This is a genomic window from Aquimarina sp. MMG015 (assembly GCF_018100855.1).
Taxonomy (GTDB): domain Bacteria; phylum Bacteroidota; class Bacteroidia; order Flavobacteriales; family Flavobacteriaceae; genus Aquimarina; species Aquimarina latercula.
This window is the reverse complement of sequence record NZ_JAGJEB010000009.1, coordinates 1-22,029: the sequence shown is the minus strand read 5'-3', so window position 1 is coordinate 22,029 and position 22,029 is coordinate 1. Positions and strand designations below refer to the sequence as shown.

Below are 22,029 nucleotides of genomic sequence, written 5' to 3'. Positions count from 1 at the left end.
CATTTGATTGATGACTTTGCTGCTATGAACACATATATAGTGTTATGTGTTTTTTTTATTTTTCAGTTAAGGAATTCAATTTTTTTTTGATAATTGATTTTTCTATTTTCTCAAAATTAACTTTTTCGATCTTTAGGTCGGAGATAAATCTAAAAAAGGAATCCGTTTTCTGGTCAGCGGCATACCAGATATAATTAGTATTATTCTCAAATACGTCAAATAACAAAATTCTCTTCTTTTCCATATCAAGATTTTTAGATGTTTCTTTGTAAAACGAATCTAATAATTCATCTAACTCATCCCTTTCCAGAGATGAGAATTTCCCTCCATCACTTTTAGTTTTTGCGATGGTGTATTGTTCGTTAGTAGTTGCATTTTGCGAAACAGACTCTTTACATCCAAATATCAAGATCAAGACTGTAAAAATAAGTGATATTTTTATTTTCATTCGATAGTTTTAATTACACATAACGTTTAATATATGTATCGTAGCGGAGCAAAATGTTACTCTGATTTAGACAAAAACTGCGCATTGGTTGCCAACTTTTACTTTTTGCAAGCATTGCGCCTTTATAAATATACAAGAACCATTTGATTCATCACTTAACTGCTATGATCACATATATGTTGTTGGCAAATCGTTTTTTATCGTTTCTTATGTTTTCCTTTTTCAACTATACAGCCACAATCAATTTCCGAAATCGGTTTTATTGAGTTCTTTTTAATTTTCCATTTCGTTAAACTCAAATCGGGATAGATTGGTATTCCAATTCCGAAGTAAGTTGAGTCAGATTTGATTAGTGAATCTCGTACAGATTCTAAATAATTCTCCGTAAATTCTCTGTCATTTTTAAACCTGATTTTTCGGTTTTCAACAGAGTAAGTTCCAGTTATTTCTGCTTGGCAAGCACCCAATCCGTATTTATATTTAAAAACTCCATTTACTTTTAATTCCATAATTGACCATTTTTCAAAATCATTATCAACTGAATAATATTTTCCGTTCAATTCGGTTTTTTTGTTTTGTCCAAATGAAATTAAAAATGTTAGAATTAATATGGATAAAATAGTTTTCATTAGATTCTATCAAATGGTTGCCAACGTTTAATATATGTGTCGTAGCAGAGCAAAATGTTACCCTCACTTTCGATATTTCTGCGCATTGGTTGCTAACTTTTACTTTCTGCAAGCATTGCGTCTTACTAAAAATGCAATAATCATTCGATTCATCACCGAACTGCTATGATCACATATATGTTGTTGTACGCTGTTTTTATTTTTTCATTATTCCAGCTCTGTCAAAGTATTCGCCAATCGAATATCTTGGAAGTCCTTTTTCGTAACCCAACCGATAAAATCCAATACCGTTACTTTTTCGTTCAGTCGCCGATTCTTGGATTTTTTTAGCCTTTTGAATTATGTCAAATTCCGTCCATTCCGATTTGTTTTCAAGGATTTCTCCTTTTTTTAACCCACCTTTTGGACCAAAAGGAACAACGACAATTTTTGTTGCATTAAATTTCTGATTTCCAAATTCAGATTTCAAGTTTTCAATTTCGCTAGAGTCAAAAGAATTCCAATTCACATTTTTAGTTCTCCCAAATCTCATCGGTAAATCAGGTCGAAAATATTGTAATTCCTTTTCTGTTAATGGCAGATTTTCAATCAATTTCGATTTATTTTTGAAAATCTCCAATGACATTCGGTAGAAAATAGTTTTGACACGAAAATTGTCCGAAAAAGTCCAGTTCTTATCCGACCAAAGACAATCATAAAAAACTTCATAATCGTCAAATCCAATTATTCGAAATGGTCTTTCATCAAATCCTGTTTTATAAATATCTCCTAATTTCACTTTTTCGTAAATGGTGTACAACGTTATAAGTATATGTCGTAGCAGAACAAAATGTTACCAAGCCATCGACTTTTCCTGTGCAGATTTTAAAACTTTCTCTTTCTAAAATCTTTGCGCCGTAGCAAATATACAAGAACCTTTGGGTTATCATTTAGCTGCTATGACATTATACTTGGTGTTAGCAATTGTTACTTTATTTTCCTTCCGTTTTTATAGTGAACAGTTATCGATTCTCCATTCTTAGCATAACAGAATTCCTTTCCGTGTTTTTTCTTATTCAAGTATTCACAACTATATGTTAGTTTTCCATTTGTAAATTGTTCTACAAGGATCTTTATTCCGTCATCATTATAAGTTGTAGTTTCAAAAATTTCATTTTCGAGACTATATTTATGTTCTTTTAAAAGAACTGATGGTTTATTCGGATTGTAAATGGTTTTATTGGAGACTCTTTTTTCTTTTCCATTGTAGTATAAATTGCTACACAGAATAATTCCATTTTTGTATTCCTCTTCATATTTCAAATGCCCATTTTTATGTTTCCATTGAACTATTCCAGTAAAAATTTCATCGTTGGATATTTTATACGTTAAATCATTATGATCGGCAGTATATACTTCTTTCCATCCAATTTTTTCTTGAGCTACTAGATTATTAATATTTAAAATCAAGAAAAGAGTTAATATATATTTAATTTGATTCATAATTATTGCTAACGTCTCGTATAAGAAACGTAGGGGCAGGTGATAGGTGATACGTTTCGGATTGGTAATAAGCCAAATATAAATATTTTGCTTTTATCTCTTTCTCGTAAACGCCAAATTTTATAGTTGGCGCCTTTGCAAATAAACACAGACCTTTCGATTAAACCTAAATGCCCTATGTTTTCTTATACATTGTTACTTGCTTTTTTATTTGGATAAGATCATTTTTTTTGTACCTATTTCTTTTCCATCTGATATTAACTTATATATGTATAATCCTGCTTGTAAATCTCCTCCATTTATTTTGATATATTTATTTCCTCCTTTTAAGTTGTTAAATTCTAAAAGTAAATTCCCATTAAGGTTGAATATATATAATGATGTATTTCTGGAATTTATAGGAATTGAATATTTAATAAAAGTGTCATTTTTAAAAGGGTTAGGTGTATTTTGGTAAAGAATTACATTGTCTTTATTAACAAAATCATTATTGTAAGTTGTTTCAAAATTATCCAAAACATTTTTTAGTTTCTCTTTAAGAGTATTTATTTCATTTTTTAATAATTCGTTTTCATTTTTTAATTCTTTTACAGCTTCTACAATAATTGGAGTCAAACCTGTATAATTTACAGCTAGATATCCCTCTTTGTCTTCCATTACTAATTCGGGAAATGTCTTTTTTAATTCCTGTGCAATAAATCCATATGTCCTCCCTGTATTAAATTTTCTATTTTTAAACTGATTATTTTTATAATTATAGGAAACTCCGTTAATTTCTGATATTTTATCAATAGCTTTGTTAATGCTATTTATGTTTTTTTTAAACCTTTTGTCAGAAGTTTGCCAAACTGTTGCCAAGGCATTACCATGAACGGTTAATTTATAATTATCTGTTGTGCTTAATGTCATTACTTTTCCATTACCAACGTAAAAACTAAAAGGTCTGCTGGTCAAACTATAATTTTGTTTCAAAAATGTTTCATTTTCGTTAGCACCCATTATGAGCCTAAGGTTATTTGAATTATCATTATTTAAAGTAGTCATTTGTGCATTAACACCTCTAAATGTAAGGTTATTACTGTCATTAGATATGCTGCCATCTTCTCTAAAAGCCCAATAAGTTATATCATTTCCAGATCGATTTCTGCTGAATTCAATATCGTGAGTATTTGCAAGTCTAATCCAAGTTTTATTTCCATCTCCTGCATTACCATTTCCTCTAGTTTCCATTCCGATAGCTGCGGTGCCATTTGAAGAATTAAGTGATTTTATATTTAAATAACCTCTAATGTGAGTATTTCCGTTAATGAAATTTTGCCAAGAGCTTGTATTAGTGTTCTCTCCTATTCCTATTTGGGAAACATCATAAACTGGGTTAATTATAAATCTCTCCGTTGAATTTGTATTACTTCCAAATGGTGCAAATTCATCCCACTGTCTTATGGAAAAACCCATATTACCATTATTTTGATAATCACTAGATATTTGCCATGCTGCTTTACTTTTTCTTCTAAATAGCAAACTGGTTTGCCAACCCTTACCATTAATTAAATTAGTTCCTCCTTCCGCATCACTTTGTGATTCAGTATTAATATTATCCACAATGATAGCAGGATGATAATATGATTTTATTATAAATTCATTTTCTGGCACATTATTACTTCCTTCTTTTTGTTTATGAATAAATAAATGTGGTAGATATGGAAAAGGATCTCCATCATTCCCGTAAAGTTTAGAAATACTATTTATTTTACCTCTTCCAAGTAAATTGGGTTGCGGAATTGTATAATTTGCTTTGGATAATTGAACTGTTTCGTCCGAAAAATCAATTTGAGCTGTAGATGAAATAGAGTAAAATAAAAATATAAGAATTATTATTCTTTGTATTGAGTTATTTTTCATAGGTTTTGTTTTATAAAATTTTGAGTAACGTTTTTGTAACTAATTAAAAACCAATTGTTTTTTATTCCATTTCTTCCGTAAAAAGTTACCTCAAAGTAATTAATTTTTCAGGAAATAGAGGGAATGTATAGTAAGGTTTAATATATGTGTCGTGGCGAGACAAATTGTTACCTATTCAGAGTAATGTTTTTGTAATTAATTTTTCAGGAAATAGAGGAAATTGCAAGTAACGTTTAGCTATGCGTAGTGCGGAAGCAAAAAATTACTAATCTTCGAATCAGCACTTAGCCAAAGTTTATGTTTTGTTTTTACCTTTTTTAAAATACTAAATTTAAATCTTTGGCGACAAACCAAATAAGCAATAAACTTTCGGTCCAACCCAAACACCGCATTATCGCATAGGTGTTGTTACCCAATGTTTATTTTTCATATCCGTGTTTCTTTTTCCAGTCAGATATTTCAATTTCTTCTTCAGGAGAAAGCTTTAACCTTTCTTTTTCAGATGCATTAAACCAGTAAACAAAAATTCCTATCCAAAATAAAGTTCCAGTCAAAAGTAAAATAAGTCGTTGTTTGAATTTTAGTTTAAAGTTTTCATTCCGCAATTCGATAAGATCTTTACCAACAGTCCACTTACCAACAAGAATAAATGGAGCAACGGCAAAAATGTATAACATTCTTAGAATAGAGTATCCTTCCGATTTATTTTGTTCTAAAGTGTTTTCTAGTTCAACAATATAATCATCTGCTTCTTTTTCCCACTTAGAAATTACTTTTTCTTGCTCTTTTTTAGAAACATTTCTTTTTTCAAGTTCCAGTTTTGATTGCCGAATAGCTTTTTCATTCCAATGCTCTTTTCCTGAATATACAATTTCAATTAATTCCTCAGTTTTACGTTCAGATATTGGTGGAGTGAATTCAGTCATTTATAATATTGGGTAACGGTCCTTGTATGTTGTATATGCCTGCCGAAGGCGGCATATACAACATACAATTTGTTACCCTACGTTTTTATTTTTAATAGTCAATTATTCCGTCGTTGTATTTTTCTTTCAGATATTTATTTACTAATTGGTTATAGCATTCCATCTCAGGTTGAATTATGCATCCCATTCCGACACTTTCAATTTCATACTTTTCCATAAGTGTCTTTGCTAATTCAATATCGTATCCAATGCCAAACTGGAAATAAAAGATTTCTTCATTTTTTAAGTCAGTTAGAAATCTTTTTTCCATTTCTTTACAAGTTTTTATTTCAGAGTATTCAGCATATTTTTTGTTAATCTGAATACTTTCATAAATACCAGGAAATATATATAAATTCAGTGCTAAAGATATACTGAATGTTCCAATCATAATTTTGACTAATAAGTTTCGCCAATTTTTATTGAAAAAATATAATCCAGTGCACAAAACTCCTATTCCAAAAAATCTTTTGGCATATTTTAATTCAACAGAATCAAAACTTGTCCCAGTCAATTCGTTGTTATGATTATAAACGGACAATACAAGTGCCGTAATAATTAGAATTAGAAGTATATACTTTACCTTATTATTCAATTGTTATCCAACGTTTTTATTTTTTAATTTTTTATTTTTATTGTAATTGTATTCCCAAGTTTTGAATCTCATCTTGCCTAAGAAACTATTCCACTCATGTCGAATTCCACCCAATTCCCAATTAACATCAAATTGTTCAGAGTCATTTTTTCGATAGCTTGGAATTCCAATTTTACAATGTAACATAGGTTCATCGTCTCTTACGGTTTCATAAAAATCTAATTCGAGAGATGATTTCGGATAGTACTGAATTTCGATTATAGTTTTCTTTTTTTTACTCTTGTAGATATGCAAGTTTATGTCATAAAGATTTTCATAAATAGTTTTTAATTCAGTTGTTATTTCATTAAGTGATTTAGGTTCTTTTCCATTGTTCTCTTTTTTTCGTTCCGTTCTGTTCTGTAGATCTTTTCCTATTTCTGAAATAATATAAACTGTATTGTCCGAAATTTCATTCCAACAAGAGCTTCTAACCATTTCTAATAGAGTAGAAGTAGCTTCTTTTAAATTCAGTACGAGATTATTTTTCGTGACTTTTTTCAAATGTTGGGTAACGGTTAGTATAAGGAACGTAGGGCAGAGGATAAGCACTACATTTCGGATTATAACTAAGCCAAATTTACATATTTTGCTTTTATTTTTCTCTAAATGCCAAATTGGAAATTTGGCGACCTCATAAAGAAGCACAGGCTTTCAAATTAAGCATAAACCGCCCTATGTTTTTTATACCTTGTTATGTGCAGGTATTACTTTATCAGAGTTCAAATTGTCCGTTTCTATATTTTCAGTAATTAGCACTATTCTCGATTGTATTCTAAAAGCCGGGTTCTATTTTGATATTATATTTTGTTAAAAGTCCAACTACCGTTTCTAAAGTAAATTTAGCTCCTTTAATTTGATTATTTTCTGGGTCAATTGAAAAGTTGTAAGAACTTCTAAAATCAGTATTTTGCAAGTTTGTGTTTTTGAATATTGCATTTTGTAAGTCACAATCATCAAAAACGGATAAACTCAAATCACACTCCGTAAAATCAACTTCTTGAAGTTTGGTTTTCTGAAATGAAAATTTTGAAAGTTTCCGTTTAAAAAATGACGAATGATTTAATTGGCATTTGTCAACTTTTATTAAAAATCCAAAGTCGTTACATTTATCGAATTGTAAACCTAACATTTTACAATCTTTAAAAAGTACATTTTGAAATCCTGTTTGTAAAATATGAGCTGAACTTAAATTACAGTCATAAAATTCGCAGTCTATAAACCTAATTTTCGACAAATCAGAATTCGAGAAATTACAATTTAAAAAAGTACATAATTCATATTCGCCTTTTTCAAGTCCATTTTCCGAAAAGTCCTTTTTTTTAAATGTTTTTTCTTCTATAAACTGTTCATTCATTTAATCTCGATGTTTCTTTCCGCTTGCACATAACGGTAAATATAACAAACGTTGCTGACCCGAAGGGCAGCTATGTTTTGTTATATAGTGTTATAAGCTTTTATTTTTTTATTTCAAGTAGCTTTTTAACAAGTATTTTTAACTCCGCGATTTCTTCTGATTGCTTATCTAGTTGTTTTTCTTGTTCGATGGTGTAAAGTGTCAATTCCTCAATCTTTTGTAACAATTTAGAATTCATTTCACCAAGTAAAATTCCATTTTCTTTAACTTCTTTAGCACTTGGAATATCTTTTAAGTGTCCTTTCTCCTCAATATGTTTTTCCACTTCTTGAAGTGTTGGTAATTTATAATCATCGTAAAAAACAAAATCAGACCAACCTGTTTCTACTTTTATTTCTTTTGCTCTTATTTTTCCATTAACAGCTAGTTTCCAAGAGCCAATATTAGTTGTTCCTATACCTAAATTACCACCATTTAAATAAGAATTTCCATCTGGTCTGAGAACAACATTTAGGTCTCCATTAGTATTCCTAAGATAAACTGCGGGATTTCCATTGTTAGCCCAAAATCCGCTATTTTGATTACTGGATTTGATAAGGTAAAGCCAATTCGAAGGAGTTCCAGAAATTTTTTGATAAAAATTCCCTGTCGTATAAACTTGGTCAGTTAGTAACTGAATTTTTGGAACATTACAACCTCCATCGCAACTTAAATTATATAATATGATTTCATTTTTGTTTCCATTTTGATCTTTTCCAGCTCCTAAGTATAAATTTTGATTAGCAGGATAAGTAAATAGAGCTCCAGTTGCATTATTGTCCGTAGTATGCAAATATTGCCCATATATATGTCCGTTAACAGTTAATTTACCATTAACAGTTTCATCTTGAGCTTTTGTAATTAATGTAATTCCTAATAATACAATTGATAATACTACATTTTTCATTCTGTTTTTTGTTTTCAATTTGTTGTTTTTATAGTTTTTTCTATTATTAAGTGTCTTCTATCTGTAAAATGTTACCTCAATGTTTTAGAAATTATGAGTAATGGTTAAATTTCTTATAAAATTCCTACATAAGATTTAACTAGTTAGCAAAAGAAGTTAATAGAGTATCTTTTTATAGGGGATTGCTTATAACGTTTAGCTATGCGTAGTGCGGGAGCAGAAAATCACAGGTTCTCAGAGCTAGCACTTAGCCAAAGTTTATGTTTTGTTTTTATATTTTCTAAAATACTAAATTTAAATCTTTGGCGACAAACCAAATAGACAATGACCATTCGGTTAAACCAAAAACCGCATTATCGCATAGGTGTTGTTACCACACGTTTTTTATTCCAATTTTATATTTATCCGCAACTTTTTGATCAAAAACTATTGTTAAGTGATCTTTCATTCCCATTGCTTTTCCGTCAGTTATTTCGAGAGCAGAAAACCAGATTTCTTTTCCATTCTCAAATTCAATTCGAACATCTTGCGGATAGTAATTTCGTTTGTCCTCGTTAATCAAACTCCAATAAGACCAACAGCTTTCAATTTCACTGATTTTTATTCCGATTAATTCAGTCCATTTTTGGTTACTATTTGCATTATATTTTTTAGCTCCATTTTCGGAACTGAATTCAGTCAATATATTTCCTTTGCGAAATTTGACATCATATTGGGTGAATTCAGTTCCCCAAACAAAATAATAAGCTTGTTCATCAGTAGTTATTAATTCAACTCCATAATCAAGTGAATGATAATCAGTTTCATCCCAAAGTGGTTTTCCGTAATCTATTTCGAAATAGTTGACGTCAGAAATGGATTTTCCAATTAATTCTTTAATCGGGTTTTCATAATTTTCTATTTCCGCTTGGATTTCCATGTGATGTGTGGTAACGTCTCGGCTATGATTAGTACGGGAATTAAAAGTGCTGAACTTTCGATTAAGCACTTAGCCAAAACTTTTTATTTTGTTTTTAATTTATCTCTTTTTAAAAGCCAAATTAAAAATTTGGCGGACTTTCTAAATATACACAAACCTTTCGGTTAAGCTCTTATTTAGCTATGTTTTATACACCGTGTTGTAGCACGTTTTATTTGATTGTTTATTATTTTACTTATTTCATCAGCTTTATCCACAATCATAAAGTGCCCTCCATTTTCAATTAATTCCATTTTAGTATTTCCTTTAGGTGGAATCAATTTGTCTTTCGTTCCATTTATTTTTAGGACATTTTTTAATTGAGTTATATTTTTCCAGTTTGTCAATTCATTAACAGCCCATTTAGCAAACAACAGGTCAGTATCATCCAAAATATCATTAAGTAATTTGGTGTTTTTTGCTCCAAATAAATATTTAGCAATTAACCTTGGAGGGTCGAATAGAGAAGTAGGCATCAGTTTTATCAATTTCGTTTTTCCAAACCACCTGAATATTGTTCTTAATTCATTTTTTGTATGAGCTGAAGAAATCAGAATTGTTGTTTTAGGATTGAGAATCTTACTTATTTCACTTGCTATTAATCCTCCGAAACTAACTCCAATTAAACAGAAATCATTTTTAGTATCTATTACAACACTTAACCTCTTAGAGTAATTTTCAATAGATTCATTTTTATGTGGATCAATCCAATCAATGGGAATAAATTCAAACTCCAATGATAAAGAATCAAAAACTCTTTTGTCAGCACCAAGTCCACTTATTCCATATATTTTCAATCTCTATATTTTTTTTGAGTAATGTGCTACAACGTTTAATATATGTGTCGTAGCTGTGGCAAATGTTACCTAACTTTCGACGATTTCTGCGCATTGGTTGCTATTTTTTTCGTTTTGCAAGCATTGCGCCTTACCAAAAATACAACAACCATTCGATTCATCACTTAGCTGCTATGATCACATATATAGTGTTGTAACTAGTTTTATATTCCTTCCAATTTACAAAGTTCCTCTCCGGTTTTCAGAATTTTATTAGTTGGGCATATGTTACTGATTCTCCCATCCGCTATACTTTCAAATTCCATTGTGATTTTTTCATTTTCTATTTCGCATATGACATTCCCTTCTTTAACTAAATCTCCTGTTTTAAAGTGCCATCTCACAACCCTGAAATTGCTTAGATTTCCAAATTCAGGAAGTAACACAGGTAATGTTTTTCCTTTTTCAAGTATAAACTTATTAGACTTTGTTTGAGCATTATTAGCTAATCCAACCTCTTCCTTGGTTTTGAATCCTGGAATACTTTTCAATTCTTCAATTAACTCATTCCTTTTTTTGTTTGAAGTAAAAAGTTTTTGAATTAGTGATTTAATCATTTTATCTCAATTAGTTACAACGTCTCGGCTATGGTTAGTACGGGAATTAAAAGTAGTAAACTTTCGATTAAGCACTTAGCCAAACTTTTTATTTTGTTTTATCTTTTTTGTTCTAAAGCCAAATCAAAAGATTTGGCGGACTTGGTTTAAAGCTCTAAACTTTGGGTTAAGCTCCAAAACCCGTATTAATTATAGCCCTTGTTGGCAACAGTTTTTATTTTGTTTCGATTAATATTCTAGCGTTTTCCTGATTCGGCCATTTATCTGCTTTCATACAAATAGCAATTTGTTCAATCCAATATTTCTCATCTTGAATATTATTAATTGTGATCAATTCAGAATTATATTGATTAAGTAATTCAGTAATGTTTTTTTCGGTTGATAATTTAACAAAAGTCAGAGCTAGAGCTTCTTTTGTCAGTTTTAGTGATTTTAGATTTTTAGGCAGAATGTCGAGCGTGCAAAATAAAGAATAGTATAAATTATATAATTCCTCATAATTCAGCGAGTTTGGTAATTTCGGATTCAGATATTCATAAAGTTTTTCAGCGCTTTCTATTTCCGATTCTGATATGGTTTGAGTTTCAAATTCCGACATATTTTGCTCAATCATTTTCTTTTCAGCCAATCGTTCGCCTTTCCAGAAAAAACGTTTTCCAATTTTCCGTAAATGTTTATGCCATTCAGAGTCAGTTGTTAATTGACCTTTTCGCTTATTTCCCATTTCTCTATTCTATCGGATTTTCAACTTGGCTGATTTCTCTCAAAACGCTTGCAAGTCTATCAAAATCTACAAATGTGGCAATGCGCTCTTTATCAGAAATCAATTTTTTTAATTCCATTACATCGTCTTGTAAGTCACCTTGGTCAATTTCAGATGTAGAAAACCAATCTTCAGGTTTCTCAAACTTATTCCACTTTTCGGTTGGAATCAGTCTGTAAATTATTGTTTTTAGTTCCATTTCTGTGTCAGAACTATATTCCGTTTCTAGTTTTTCAATAACTCTTTCGAATAATGTTTTTAGTTCCGAAACTTTAATTGTATTCATTTGTTTTAATTGTTGCCAACGTTTATTGTATGATGCGTTTGCTTTCCGCCTCAGGCGGATGCATATGCAATATACAAATTGTTAGCATTTCGTTTATTCTTTCATTTCCAATAACTCCTTCATTAATTCAGGATAGAGTGTTGAGTATTCGGTTCCAAATTTAATCAGGTTATCATATCCGTTTTTAACCGCTTCCCAAAATAATTCCAGATTTTCAGTCGTCATTTTTTTTAGTTCTAATACTCTTGAAGTAGTTCCATCAATTCGTTCATCAATAAAACCCCATCCCATTTCTAATTCTTCATTAAAATTTTCAGGAGGAATTATAGATTCAAGATGTTTTATTAATTCAGAAGTGTTTTTATCAGAGTTATTATTTAATTCTCGTATTAAGATCTTTATGACTTCGTCAAAACCAGTCCATCTTGGAGCAAAGCTTTTCTTATCAGTGATTTCAATAAATCCACTAGCCATATTATTGTTTCATTTTTTTGAATTCGTCAAGTTTTTCAAAAAACAAGTCAAATGCTTTTTCTTCATTTTCATCGCATTTCTCCAACAAGAGTTTATAAAACCTTGGAGCTGTTGATAAAGGAATATTTGGTTGTTCGCTTAACCACCATTTGAACTCATTAAAATCTGGATCTCCTTCGTTATAAATTTGATCACTGTAGTTTTTTGTTCCATAAACCCAATAACCCCATAAATAATTTTCCAAAGCAGTTATAGATTTGGATGTCAGAACATTTAGAGGTCTAATTCTGATATAATCTAATATTTCGTATAGCTTGTAGCTATTTATTATTTTAATTTCGTCACTCATAGGCAATGAATGCTAACGTTTAATATATGTGTCGTAGCAGGGCAAAATGTTACCTTGCTTTTCGATTTTTCTGCGCATTGGTTGCTAACTTTTCCTTTCTGTAAGCATTGCGCCTTACCAAAAATACAGAAACCATTCGATTGATCACTTTGCTGCTATGATCACATATATGGTGTTAACCACTATTTTTTTCAGCTGCAAGTAGAATAGTTGTTAGCGCATAGTTTGTTAGATTCTATCCAACCAACTGTCCGTTTACCTTTATAACTAATGGAGATAAAAGTCCAGTTCCCTTCACACTTAACAATTGTAATAAATTTAGATTTCCACTTATCCAGTTCAGTTTTTTTCGAATCTTTTTGGCTTGGCTTATCATAAAGAATTAAGTTCATAAATTCTTTTTCTTGCCTTGCTATTGCTCCGATATATTTATCTTTCTTGATCCAACCTTTGTAAGATTTGCTAGTCATAGCAAGTGAGATATTCACGTTAAAGAAATTATCAGTTTCTTCTATTATTTCTAAGGATAAGAAATTTTCATTCTTTTGATCATTTTTAAGAGATACTATCTTTTTACCCTCAGGCTTTTCATAAACAGCAATCTCTCCGTTATACTTCCAGTTTATGATTGCCTCACATTGAGCAATTCCGAAAAGAGGAATCAGAAGAAAGAGAAGAAGTATAAGTTTTAATTTCATTTTTTACAGTTGTGGTTAACGTTCCGGCTATGGTTAGTACGGGAATTAAAAGTAGTAAACTTTCGATTAAGCACTTAGCCAAAACTTTTTATTTTGCTTTAATTTTTTATTTTAATGCTAAATCAAAAAGATTTGGCGGACTTTATAAAAATACGCTAAACTTTGGATTAAACCCCAAACCCCGTATTAATTATAGCCCTTGTTATCGGTTTTTTTCTAATAAATCTAAAATAGATAGTATTTAGTGAAAATTGACCTGTTTATTCTTTTAAGATCTTCATTTATTAGAGGTAACTATTGGTATATTAATATTTTATATATAATAATTTTTTTTATTGTCGCTTGCTTTTTGATAATTGTGAGGCTTCTGTTAAATCTAGTCCATTAGTTTATGAATTGAGTTAACTATATGAATAAAAATATTGCAAAATGAAACAAATAAAATTTATAGATTCTCTCACACCATTGCGAGGTATTGCTGCAATTATGGTAATGTTTTTTCACTATGATGCATTTTTAATGATGCAAGGTTTTCCTAGGTTGATATCGACAAATAGCACCTTTTTTATAGCTCGTGGTGACCTTTGGGTAGATTTTTTCTTTATTCTAAGTGGTTTCGTAATATGTCATGTGTACAGTCAACAATTGAGTAACTTAAACAAAAAGGTAATTAAAAAATATATTTGGGCAAGATTTAGTCGAATATATCCATTGCATTTTTTCATCATGATTTTATTTGCAATTCATTTTTTAGCATTACTTGTCTTTGTTCCTGAGTTTGCAGATAAATTAAAACCACCTTCTGGTTTTAATGATTTTGTTTTGCAATTATTTTTCCTTGATGCCATAGGTCTTATTGATGGATGGTCTTGGAATGTACCTTCTTGGTCAGTAGCTTCGGAGTGGTGGATATACCTATTAGCTATTTTAGTTATCCCTTTTATTAATAAGAATAAAAATACAATTACTGCTTTAGCGCTTGTTGTAAGTCTTTTTGCTTTAATATTAATACACCATTTTACTAAAGAATATGCAGCAGGTACTCCAATTTGGAGAATTACTAGTACTTTTCGCTGCTTATTCGAATTTTCTATAGGCGTATCTATCTATCAATTCTATAAAAGTCTCAACAACACTCAATCCATTTGGGCTAGTGATTGGATGATGTTTTTAATTGGAATTGGAGTAGTACTTAATTTACATTTTGATATTTATTTAATTTTAATAATTCCTTTTTTTTCGGTTTTTTTATTGTGTGCTGCATTAAACAATGGTTTGCCATCTAGAATACTGAATGCACAACCTTTTGTGTTTTTAGGTGATCTTTCCTATTCCATTTATTTAATACACATTTTTTGGTTGATGCGATTCGGAAGAATGTGGGTTGAGTTATATTATAAACCACATTATCCAGAGAGTGAGCCCACTTCTGTAGATCATTTTATTTGGCTCACTGTTTTATTTTTCGCCACAATTAGTTCTTCATATTTAACACATCGTTTTGTAGAATTAAAAGCACAGAAAAAACTTAGAACTATTTTTCCTTAAAGTATTATAATCTTAATAGCGCTAATTAATAATAAATAAAAAAAGATTAGAAGTGAAATAATATTTAAATATCTATTTAAGAAAAAATATCAAATAAGAATTTTCACAACATCTAAAGTTAATTGATGAATTCTAGTTTTCTTTTAATAGGGTTGCTTTTTCATTATTTTGATAAAACAATCTTTAGCTTAGTTCAATTGGTTTTTGAAAAGTTGACGTTTGTTTACGTTTTAATTGGGCTATTATTATGTTGTTATTTAGAATTAAAGGATGGTAAATCTGGTATAAGAAAAATCTTTTATTATAATATAAATTAACAAACATTTCGGCTAGGACAGAAACCATAATTAATTAGAACTATCATTATCGGTTTTTTTCTAATACATAAAATAGATAGTGTTTATTGAAAATTGACCTGTTTTTTCTTTTCAAACCTTCATTTCTTTGCTGTGATCATTTAATTTAAATTTTATAGTTATGGAAAAAATATTGTTTTTAGTAATGCTTGTTTTTAGTCTTTTCTCTTTTTCTCAAACATCGAATAGCTTGGATAAAGAAGAGTATTTGTTAGACGGATATAATTTTACTTATCAATATCAGACAGGAGCTGCTGTCGATATTTCATTTAATGGAAGAAAATTAACCTATCAATGGATTGCAGGAAGAAATGCTGGGAAGCCACCAAAGACTTATGTTTATAAATCAAGAAAGTTAGATTCTGGAGTTTATATGGTTAACTGGAATGAACCAAAATTGAAAAATTTTATAACTCTAGTCTACAATTTTAATACAAACACTTGTGCTTCATCAGTTATTGTCAAATACGGTGATGCGAATCCTATATTAGCATTTGATGGTGGTATTATAAAAAATGTAATAAAACAGTAGGTTGCTAGGTCAGATTGTTTTTCTGAAATGATTTGCAGTTTGACCTGTCATTTTTTTAAAAAAACGATTAAAATTTGAAACATCAGAAAAATTAAGCCGATTCGAAATCTCACTAACCGTATTGTTTGAAAATAGCACCTCTCTTTTTACCTCGATCATTAAGCGTTCATGTATAATTTGTAGTGCAGTATTTAATAAATATTTTTTACATAACTTATTTAATAGGTTGTGACTTATTTTAAGAGCCGAAGCATATTCACTAACAGTATGCCATTCAATAATATGTTTGTCCAATAATTTTTGAAACCTGTATATAATTTGATTATAATCAGATTTGTAAGTTTGATTTTTTTCACGGTAAATTCTATCTATTAAGCTAATGGAATAATAAAGCAAGCTTCTAAAAATATGTGAACTGTCTCCTTTTAGTAAATTAAATTCTTTTTCTACTTCTTTAAAAACCCATTGGCATTTCTTGAAGTTTGATTTATTTAATTGGACTTGAATTGAGGGACGATTATAGGAAAATATTATAAAGCGATTCAAAAACACATCGTCTCTAAAAAATGTGTTTAAAAATTCTCCTTCAAAGAAAAAACTAAAACCTTTAGTGGGTTTGCTAACTTCCCATTTTCGTATTTGGTTAGGGAGTGTAACTATAACAGTTCCTTTTTTGTAAGGAACTTTTTGATTATCCAAACTATAGAATCCATTACCTTCTGAGATGAATAAGACTTCGTAAAATGTAATGAAATGTTGTTCATTAGAAAGTACATATCCTTCTAATGTTTCAATTCTCCCCAAATCAACTAATAAGTTTTTACCGTATTTGTTTTTTAGGAAGTCATATTGTTTCATATTAAAATTGATGAGTTTTTGTAATTACCGATAACGTTTAATATATGTGTCGTAGCACGGCAAAATGTTACCTTGCTTTTTGATTTTTCTGCGCATTGGTTGCTAACTTTAATTTTTTGCAAGTAATGCGCCTTACCAAATATACACGAACCTTTCGATTCATCACTTAGCTGCTATGACCACATATATGTTGTTATACCCATTTTTTAATTATTTCTATCGCTTCGTTTAGCTTTTCAGTATTGAGTCCGATTAAGAGTTCAGTTTGGACCCAGAACTGTTTTCTGTCCGATTCAAGTCCGTTTAAGGATTTGTCATCATCAATAATTAGGAAATTCCGAATGGGTTCATGATCAAGAAACGTATCAATTTCTATTTTCCTTTCAGTCCCTAAAGTTCCTCCCGGTAAAAAGCCAACAAGAGGTGCTTTAATATTCCGATTTTTAAAAATTTCTTGAAATTGCTTTAAGGTTTTATTCAATCGTCTTGTTGAACTTAACCACAATTCAGCATCCAGATTATCCAATAAAGAATTTAAATTCCGTACACAATCACTATTAAATTCCGAATAACCGTCAGAGTGCATTTCGTCAGATTTCCAGTTAGGAGTTAATATTAAAACTCCATCTAAATCTAGAATAATTACATTCTTCATTTGGATTGGGTATAACGTTAAATATAACAAACGTTGCTGTCCCGAAGGGCAGCTATGTTTTGTTATATAGTGTTATAAGCTTTTACTTTTTAGATTCCAGCTTTTCAAGCCTTGATTGTAATTCAATAAGTTTTTTATTAATGGAGTTCAACTCTTCGTTTTTTCTTTCAAGTTTTTTAATTTTCTTTTCTTGATCAATAGTATAAAGAGTTAATTCCTCAATTTTTTTTAGAAGATTCATGTCCATTTCGGCTTGCATCACTCCATTTTGTTCAAACTCTTTTGCAGAAGGAATTTCTGGCAAATGACTATTCTTTTTAATGAAATTTTCTACTTCTTCTATACTTCGTAGGTTATAAGATTCTTTGAAAACATAATCCGGAGCAGGAATATTAAGGTCAATTTTCACTTCTTCTGCGTGAATATTTCCTTTTACGGTTAATTTCATATCCGGATTTGTTGTTCCAATTCCAACGTTTCCATATCGAGTTATCCTCATACTTTCGTAAATTGGACCAGGTCCATCTGTTCCTTTGGTGAAAAATGCAAGCCCAACATAGTCAGAGTCAGAATGTTCTCTTGTCGCAACAATTGAAGCTCTTCTTCTGTCTCCTGTTTTCCAAGTAATTCCTCCAAAATAATTACCGTTTCCAGGGTCATTAGATGATAAGGATATATGATCTTGAGATTCAGCCTCCATATTCGAATTAAATGGATTAGGATTAAATATTTCTAATTTTTGATTAGGGTTTGAGATTCCAACTCCAATATTTCCATTTTCATTTATTTTTAAAGAAATTCCATAAGTTCCATCAGCTTTTCTTGTTAAGAATGCAAATTTAGAATTAGGAGCTCCTAAATTCTCAAAATAAAAAGTATTATCACTTCTTTTATGATATAGATTTGTTCCTATATCATAAGAAGTGCCCATTCCAAGTCTTATCCCCGAAATGGAATTACTAGATGTATTGTTGTTATAAACCCCCAGATATACAGCACCATTCACATTATCGTAAATTTGTAATTTTTCTGAAGGTGTATTTGTACCAATACCTACTTTACCAATATTCGAATAAATCATGTTTTGGTTGTCGTAATTGTGTTGGGAATTTGCTCCTAAACTAATCCCAATTAGAGTTACTAAAATCGTTATTTTTTTCATTTTTGTCTTATTAATTATATAAGTAAGTGTTTATTTTTTATTAAATGTTACCTTATTCTTTTGGGAAATTCTGACTAACGTCAAGTCATTTTATTGATATTCAGTTTTTTTAAGTTTGTTAAAAATCCCACTTTTCTTGCCTTTTGATGTAAGCATAGTACTAACAGGTTTTGAAAATTATGAGGGATTGCTTATAACGTTTAATATATGTGTCGTAGCAGGGCAAATTGTTACCTTACTTTTCGATATTTCTGCGCATTGGTTGCTAACTTTTACTTTCTGCAAGCATTGCACCTTCATAAAAATACAACAACCATTCGATTGATCACTTAGCTGCTATGGCCACATATATGTTGTTGTGCCCAGTTTTTATTTCCAAATTTCCCACCATTTTTTGTACTCACTGTTATCATATGAATCTGCATAACCATTATAATTCAGAACCATCTTAGCGTGGTGAGCAACCAAGTCATATTTGTGGTCAACAAAATTTTCGATCCGTTTATTTATTCTTGGGCTGTTGAACTTTATTAAGTCCATAAAAATTACACCTTGCACAGCATAAATGAACTCCAATTTTTCAAATTCTTCAAAAGCTATTTTTTCCATTTCGGAATCTCCTTTTTTCAAATCATTAATTAGTGCTGCCCATGTAATTTTTTCAAAATGGGAATCTTTTTTCTTAAGTCTTCTTGAAAGAACTGGCAAAGCACTTTCGGATTTCATTTCAACTAGTGTTTGTCCAATTAAGAGGTCATCATTTTCATCCAGTTCCTGAATCAGTCTTTTTTCAACTGCCAAAAATTCGTCATTATTCAGTCCAGCAATGATTTTATCATTAGTAAAGCCTTCCCGTTCTTCGCGAGTTGGTGGTGGTATTATTTCCTTTATTAACTTTTCAATATTTCTCATTAGCGAAATTGGGCACAACGGCCTAGTGTATGAAACGTAGCGTGCTAAAAGATACTACATTTTGGGTTTAGCACTGAGCCATTTTTTTATATTTTGATTTAATTGTTCAATTTTTAAAGCCAAATTAAAAATTTGACGGTTTTTGCAAATAAACATTAACCTTTCGATTTAGCACTTATTAGCTATGTTTTATACACGTTGTTGCCAACAGTATTTTATGTTTTAATCTCCCAAATTAGGTATTTTCCATTCTCCCATTTCATAACAATCTCTTTTAATTTTATTCCTGTTTTAAACTTCAGGACGTGTTTAGGATTTTCTCCATGAGTCAGTCTTATATTTTCCTCATATTGATTTTCATCAGAAGCATCAATTTCAATAATTCCTTTTATTATTTCACTTATGGTTTTGTACATTTTTGAAGAGTCAGAATTAATTTCATCTTCCCAAGATTGTTTAAAAAATAAAGTTGTGTTATCTAAATATATTTCTAATTCAGGCGATAATATTTCAGAAATGATTTTTGGGTTCTTACTGTTTAATACTTCTTTGATTTTTTCTAAACTAGGTATTTTTTCGACTTTTGGGTCAGGAAATAATTCGTTGTAATTATCTACTATTTTTATACTCGCTAATTTTCCATTGTTGTTAATCTCAAAAGAATAATTTGTGTTTTCATATTCGAGCACCTTTCCATATTCACCAATGTCTTTAGAATTAGATGGCTTTCCTATTTTTTCAATTAATTCATTTTCTGAAATTCCCATTTTGAGATTTTGAAATCTTGGGTCGATATCTTTAAATGCGCCATATATTTGGATTGAAAATATAATTTCTTTATTCCAACTCGGATACTCGAAAATGACATAAGCTGTACTGTCAGGTTTTATTAAATAGATTTCTGCTATAAATCCATCATCAAAGTTTTTTACTTGAAAAGGTTCTTTGTATTCACTTTTAACAGCATCTTTAAATTGTCTTAACTTAAATCCATTCAGTTCAGTTATAACTTCTTGAGAAAAAATAAAACTTGAATTAAGAAATAAGATTGTAAGTATTAAAATGTGTTTTTTCATATTGTTGGCAACGTTAGATGTATGTTTTTTATCGTTTGGCATAAATCGTTTACGTAGCGTTAGCGGAGATAAACTATTTGCCAAATGAAACATACATAGTGTTAGGCAATGTTTTACTTTACTTTTTTATCCAACTTTTTTTCTACAGAATTTATTTTTTTATTCAATGAATTTAGTTGAGTTTCAAGCAAATTATTTCGCTCCTTTATAGTCTGGTTTTTGGTATTTAATTTTTCGTTTAACTTTTGCAGTAAGTCAATTTGATCATTTTGCCATTTTTGATCTCCTCTATAATCGATACTAGCGAAAACAATACCTATACCTGATAAAATAATTGCGATTATAGATAAAGCTAAGACATAATTAGATAATCTGTTAGATTTTTTTGCGAATTCATTGCTTGACCTTCTTACCAATTCATTATGAGCCAAGTTAGCAATGTCTCTTTTAACATTTTGTGATTGACTTGAACCTAAAAAGTCTGTTGAATATTTGGTATACAATTCTTTAAGTTCGTTTTCTGATATATCAAATATTTTAAGTTTTTCACCCATTTAGTGTGTTTTTATTCAATATAATTTAAATTTTCCGCCTTCTTTATATCCAACAGGTAACTTAGGGCTTTTAATTCCGAATGGTCCAGATCCATTGTGATTATAATAAAATTCTTCTTTATCGTCCGAATATCTTCCTGCACAAAGAAGGTTAAAAGTTGTACTTTTTCTACTAGATTTTAGAACATTTATATCGATCCATACAGGAACTTTACCTTTTCTATATAATAAATCTACTACTTCGTTATCCGTTAAATCAAGTTGCATTTTGCCAGTGTCTTCAGGATAGATGTCAAATTGTGTCAAATTTGGATTGTCAGTTGATGCGTTTAGAATAACATTATATTTGAAGTTAGTAGTCAGTTTATTTTTGACGTAGTTTTCGGCAAACTTAAGAGCTACTATACTCGCTCCTTGTAGATGAAATAAGAATTCTTCTTTTGTCATTTTTTAATATTGCCTAACGTTTAATATATGTGTTGTAGCAGGGCAAAATGTTACCTTGCCTTTCTATTTTTCTGCGCATTGGTTGCTAACTTTTACTTTCTGCGAGCATTGCGCCTTACCAAAAATACAACAACCATTCGATTGATCGCTTAACTGCTATGATCACATATATCGTGTTATCATTATTTTTTTAAATTCAGAAGACGTATCATTGTGTGCCAAAAACCATAGTAGTCAACCTTTTTATTCAACCAAACATCTATTGAATTCCGATTATGATTATTAATAGTCAATACTTCGTATTCAAACTTTCTAATCATTTTGTCAGGTTGATTTCGTTTTGTTTTTTCTAATTCAGATTTCGGTACTTCAAACCCTTTAATGTGTTCAATTCCAATCAAGTTAAGCCTTTCGTTTTTTATAGCAAGCTTTTTTGTTCCGACTATTAACCAATTTCCATTTTGATGTCCATATTTTACTATTGGAATTCCAAATTCGGTTCGGTTTATTTGACTTTCAAACTCCTTTTTAAAATCATCGGATAAATCATCATATAAAAATGAGTAATTGGTGGGTATTCCATAATCCACAGCTTTCTTACTTACATTTTTTTTGATTTCTAAATCCGTCATATTAATTAATGAT

General features: G+C 30.0%; 28 protein-coding genes. 2 read left to right on the top strand and 26 right to left on the bottom strand.

Features of this window, described 5'->3' with window-relative positions:
* Window positions 1-55: 55 nt before the first annotated feature.
* The 18 genes from J8L88_RS16840 to J8L88_RS16755 all read right to left on the bottom strand — a co-directional run bounded on the left by J8L88_RS16840 (window position 56) and on the right by J8L88_RS16755 (window position 13,284).
* Window positions 56-448 carry a hypothetical protein gene (locus tag J8L88_RS16840; RefSeq protein ID WP_211061346.1) on the bottom strand — a complete coding sequence of 131 codons (393 nt, stop codon included), beginning with the start codon at window positions 446-448 and terminating at the stop codon, window positions 56-58.
* Window positions 449-645: 197 nt separating this feature from the next.
* On the bottom strand, window positions 646-1,077 hold the full coding sequence (locus J8L88_RS16835; protein ID WP_211061345.1) for a hypothetical protein: 432 nt from the start codon (window positions 1,075-1,077) through the stop codon (window positions 646-648).
* A gap of 196 nt (window positions 1,078-1,273) precedes the next feature.
* A complete protein-coding gene (locus tag J8L88_RS16830; protein WP_211061344.1) occupies window positions 1,274-1,876 on the bottom strand; it encodes a hypothetical protein in 603 nt (200 codons plus the stop codon).
* Between the two features lie 167 nt (window positions 1,877-2,043).
* Window positions 2,044-2,559: a hypothetical protein gene (locus tag J8L88_RS16825; RefSeq protein ID WP_211061343.1), complete on the bottom strand. Its 516-nt coding sequence runs from the start codon at window positions 2,557-2,559 to the stop codon at window positions 2,044-2,046.
* 207 nt (window positions 2,560-2,766) lie between these two features.
* Window positions 2,767-4,461 (bottom strand): tail fiber domain-containing protein, encoded by a 1,695-nt coding sequence (locus tag J8L88_RS16820; RefSeq protein ID WP_211061342.1) that lies wholly within the window; start codon window positions 4,459-4,461, stop codon window positions 2,767-2,769.
* Window positions 4,462-4,880: 419 nt separating this feature from the next.
* The gene (locus tag J8L88_RS16815) at window positions 4,881-5,387 is read right to left on the bottom strand and encodes a hypothetical protein (protein ID WP_211061341.1); all 507 of its coding nucleotides are present in this window, start codon (window positions 5,385-5,387) and stop codon (window positions 4,881-4,883) included.
* Between the two features lie 91 nt (window positions 5,388-5,478).
* A complete protein-coding gene (locus J8L88_RS16810; RefSeq protein WP_211061340.1) occupies window positions 5,479-6,021 on the bottom strand; it encodes a hypothetical protein in 543 nt (180 codons plus the stop codon).
* 3 nt (window positions 6,022-6,024) lie between these two features.
* Window positions 6,025-6,564 (bottom strand): hypothetical protein, encoded by a 540-nt coding sequence (locus J8L88_RS16805; protein ID WP_211061339.1) that lies wholly within the window; start codon window positions 6,562-6,564, stop codon window positions 6,025-6,027.
* Window positions 6,565-6,835: 271 nt separating this feature from the next.
* Window positions 6,836-7,417, bottom strand: a complete 582-nt coding sequence (locus J8L88_RS16800) for a pentapeptide repeat-containing protein (RefSeq protein ID WP_211061338.1) — start codon at window positions 7,415-7,417, stop codon at window positions 6,836-6,838.
* Window positions 7,418-7,517: 100 nt separating this feature from the next.
* Window positions 7,518-8,363, bottom strand: a complete 846-nt coding sequence (locus J8L88_RS16795) for a hypothetical protein (RefSeq protein WP_211061337.1) — start codon at window positions 8,361-8,363, stop codon at window positions 7,518-7,520.
* Window positions 8,364-8,733: 370 nt separating this feature from the next.
* Window positions 8,734-9,282 carry a hypothetical protein gene (locus J8L88_RS16790; RefSeq protein WP_211061336.1) on the bottom strand — a complete coding sequence of 183 codons (549 nt, stop codon included), beginning with the start codon at window positions 9,280-9,282 and terminating at the stop codon, window positions 8,734-8,736.
* A 176-nt stretch (window positions 9,283-9,458) separates the two neighbouring features.
* Window positions 9,459-10,118, bottom strand: coding sequence for an alpha/beta fold hydrolase (locus tag J8L88_RS16785; RefSeq protein ID WP_211061335.1), 660 nt, complete (start codon window positions 10,116-10,118; stop codon window positions 9,459-9,461).
* 203 nt (window positions 10,119-10,321) lie between these two features.
* Window positions 10,322-10,714 (bottom strand): biotin/lipoyl-containing protein, encoded by a 393-nt coding sequence (locus tag J8L88_RS16780; RefSeq protein WP_211061334.1) that lies wholly within the window; start codon window positions 10,712-10,714, stop codon window positions 10,322-10,324.
* Between the two features lie 214 nt (window positions 10,715-10,928).
* Complete coding sequence (locus J8L88_RS16775) at window positions 10,929-11,438, bottom strand: hypothetical protein (protein WP_211061333.1); 510 nt, start codon at window positions 11,436-11,438, stop codon at window positions 10,929-10,931.
* A gap of 4 nt (window positions 11,439-11,442) precedes the next feature.
* Window positions 11,443-11,763, bottom strand: a complete 321-nt coding sequence (locus J8L88_RS16770) for a hypothetical protein (RefSeq protein WP_211061332.1) — start codon at window positions 11,761-11,763, stop codon at window positions 11,443-11,445.
* A 93-nt stretch (window positions 11,764-11,856) separates the two neighbouring features.
* A complete protein-coding gene (locus J8L88_RS16765) occupies window positions 11,857-12,237 on the bottom strand; it encodes a hypothetical protein (RefSeq protein WP_027395792.1) in 381 nt (126 codons plus the stop codon).
* A 1-nt stretch (window position 12,238) separates the two neighbouring features.
* Window positions 12,239-12,586, bottom strand: coding sequence for a hypothetical protein (locus J8L88_RS16760; RefSeq protein WP_027395791.1), 348 nt, complete (start codon window positions 12,584-12,586; stop codon window positions 12,239-12,241).
* A 191-nt stretch (window positions 12,587-12,777) separates the two neighbouring features.
* The gene (locus tag J8L88_RS16755; RefSeq protein ID WP_211061331.1) at window positions 12,778-13,284 is read right to left on the bottom strand and encodes a hypothetical protein; all 507 of its coding nucleotides are present in this window, start codon (window positions 13,282-13,284) and stop codon (window positions 12,778-12,780) included.
* 429 nt (window positions 13,285-13,713) lie between these two features.
* Between J8L88_RS16755 and J8L88_RS16750 the strand changes: the two genes are divergently transcribed.
* A complete protein-coding gene (locus J8L88_RS16750) occupies window positions 13,714-14,832 on the top strand; it encodes an acyltransferase (protein ID WP_118385762.1) in 1,119 nt (372 codons plus the stop codon).
* A gap of 477 nt (window positions 14,833-15,309) precedes the next feature.
* A complete protein-coding gene (locus J8L88_RS16745) occupies window positions 15,310-15,720 on the top strand; it encodes a hypothetical protein (RefSeq protein ID WP_120650662.1) in 411 nt (136 codons plus the stop codon).
* A 9-nt stretch (window positions 15,721-15,729) separates the two neighbouring features.
* On the opposite strand, the gene J8L88_RS16740 is transcribed toward J8L88_RS16745, so the two are convergent.
* From J8L88_RS16740 to J8L88_RS16705, 8 genes are all read right to left on the bottom strand, one after another.
* Entirely contained in the window at window positions 15,730-16,578 is an 849-nt protein-coding gene (locus J8L88_RS16740; protein WP_118385764.1) for an AraC family transcriptional regulator, read from the bottom strand.
* Between the two features lie 193 nt (window positions 16,579-16,771).
* A complete protein-coding gene (locus J8L88_RS16735; RefSeq protein WP_211061330.1) occupies window positions 16,772-17,233 on the bottom strand; it encodes an HAD domain-containing protein in 462 nt (153 codons plus the stop codon).
* An 82-nt stretch (window positions 17,234-17,315) separates the two neighbouring features.
* Entirely contained in the window at window positions 17,316-18,395 is a 1,080-nt protein-coding gene (locus J8L88_RS16730) for a tail fiber protein (RefSeq protein ID WP_211061329.1), read from the bottom strand.
* A 369-nt stretch (window positions 18,396-18,764) separates the two neighbouring features.
* Window positions 18,765-19,307 carry a hypothetical protein gene (locus tag J8L88_RS16725; protein ID WP_211061328.1) on the bottom strand — a complete coding sequence of 181 codons (543 nt, stop codon included), beginning with the start codon at window positions 19,305-19,307 and terminating at the stop codon, window positions 18,765-18,767.
* Window positions 19,308-19,522: 215 nt separating this feature from the next.
* Complete coding sequence (locus J8L88_RS16720; RefSeq protein ID WP_211061327.1) at window positions 19,523-20,383, bottom strand: hypothetical protein; 861 nt, start codon at window positions 20,381-20,383, stop codon at window positions 19,523-19,525.
* Window positions 20,384-20,496: 113 nt separating this feature from the next.
* Entirely contained in the window at window positions 20,497-20,937 is a 441-nt protein-coding gene (locus tag J8L88_RS16715; protein ID WP_211061326.1) for a hypothetical protein, read from the bottom strand.
* A gap of 15 nt (window positions 20,938-20,952) precedes the next feature.
* Complete coding sequence (locus tag J8L88_RS16710) at window positions 20,953-21,384, bottom strand: hypothetical protein (protein ID WP_211061325.1); 432 nt, start codon at window positions 21,382-21,384, stop codon at window positions 20,953-20,955.
* A gap of 182 nt (window positions 21,385-21,566) precedes the next feature.
* Window positions 21,567-22,029, bottom strand: a 463-nt coding sequence (locus J8L88_RS16705; protein ID WP_211061324.1) for a hypothetical protein, incomplete at its 5' end; no start/stop codon positions are given.

Bases quoted from the DNA above. Each gene is read 5' to 3' on its own strand.
- J8L88_RS16745 (WP_120650662.1), top strand. From the start codon at position 15,310: ATGGAAAAAATATTGTTTTTAGTAATGCTTGTTTTTAGTCTTTTCTCT.
- J8L88_RS16760 (WP_027395791.1), bottom strand. From the start codon at position 12,586: ATGAGTGACGAAATTAAAATAATAAATAGCTACAAGCTATACGAAATA.
- J8L88_RS16765 (WP_027395792.1), bottom strand. From the start codon at position 12,237: ATGGCTAGTGGATTTATTGAAATCACTGATAAGAAAAGCTTTGCTCCA.
- J8L88_RS16825 (WP_211061343.1), bottom strand. From the start codon at position 2,559: ATGAATCAAATTAAATATATATTAACTCTTTTCTTGATTTTAAATATT.
- J8L88_RS16755 (WP_211061331.1), bottom strand. From the start codon at position 13,284: ATGAAATTAAAACTTATACTTCTTCTCTTTCTTCTGATTCCTCTTTTC.
- J8L88_RS16835 (WP_211061345.1), bottom strand. From the start codon at position 1,077: ATGAAAACTATTTTATCCATATTAATTCTAACATTTTTAATTTCATTT.
- J8L88_RS16710 (WP_211061325.1), bottom strand. From the start codon at position 21,384: ATGACAAAAGAAGAATTCTTATTTCATCTACAAGGAGCGAGTATAGTA.
- J8L88_RS16715 (WP_211061326.1), bottom strand. From the start codon at position 20,937: ATGGGTGAAAAACTTAAAATATTTGATATATCAGAAAACGAACTTAAA.
- J8L88_RS16780 (WP_211061334.1), bottom strand. From the start codon at position 10,714: ATGATTAAATCACTAATTCAAAAACTTTTTACTTCAAACAAAAAAAGG.
- J8L88_RS16725 (WP_211061328.1), bottom strand. From the start codon at position 19,307: ATGAGAAATATTGAAAAGTTAATAAAGGAAATAATACCACCACCAACT.
- J8L88_RS16840 (WP_211061346.1), bottom strand. From the start codon at position 448: ATGAAAATAAAAATATCACTTATTTTTACAGTCTTGATCTTGATATTT.
- J8L88_RS16800 (WP_211061338.1), bottom strand. From the start codon at position 7,417: ATGAATGAACAGTTTATAGAAGAAAAAACATTTAAAAAAAAGGACTTT.
- J8L88_RS16770 (WP_211061332.1), bottom strand. From the start codon at position 11,763: ATGAATACAATTAAAGTTTCGGAACTAAAAACATTATTCGAAAGAGTT.
- J8L88_RS16735 (WP_211061330.1), bottom strand. From the start codon at position 17,233: ATGAAGAATGTAATTATTCTAGATTTAGATGGAGTTTTAATATTAACT.
- J8L88_RS16790 (WP_211061336.1), bottom strand. From the start codon at position 9,282: ATGGAAATCCAAGCGGAAATAGAAAATTATGAAAACCCGATTAAAGAA.
- J8L88_RS16750 (WP_118385762.1), top strand. From the start codon at position 13,714: ATGAAACAAATAAAATTTATAGATTCTCTCACACCATTGCGAGGTATT.
- J8L88_RS16740 (WP_118385764.1), bottom strand. From the start codon at position 16,578: ATGAAACAATATGACTTCCTAAAAAACAAATACGGTAAAAACTTATTA.
- J8L88_RS16815 (WP_211061341.1), bottom strand. From the start codon at position 5,387: ATGACTGAATTCACTCCACCAATATCTGAACGTAAAACTGAGGAATTA.
- J8L88_RS16775 (WP_211061333.1), bottom strand. From the start codon at position 11,438: ATGGGAAATAAGCGAAAAGGTCAATTAACAACTGACTCTGAATGGCAT.
- J8L88_RS16720 (WP_211061327.1), bottom strand. From the start codon at position 20,383: ATGAAAAAACACATTTTAATACTTACAATCTTATTTCTTAATTCAAGT.
- J8L88_RS16820 (WP_211061342.1), bottom strand. From the start codon at position 4,461: ATGAAAAATAACTCAATACAAAGAATAATAATTCTTATATTTTTATTT.
- J8L88_RS16795 (WP_211061337.1), bottom strand. From the start codon at position 8,363: ATGAAAAATGTAGTATTATCAATTGTATTATTAGGAATTACATTAATT.
- J8L88_RS16730 (WP_211061329.1), bottom strand. From the start codon at position 18,395: ATGAAAAAAATAACGATTTTAGTAACTCTAATTGGGATTAGTTTAGGA.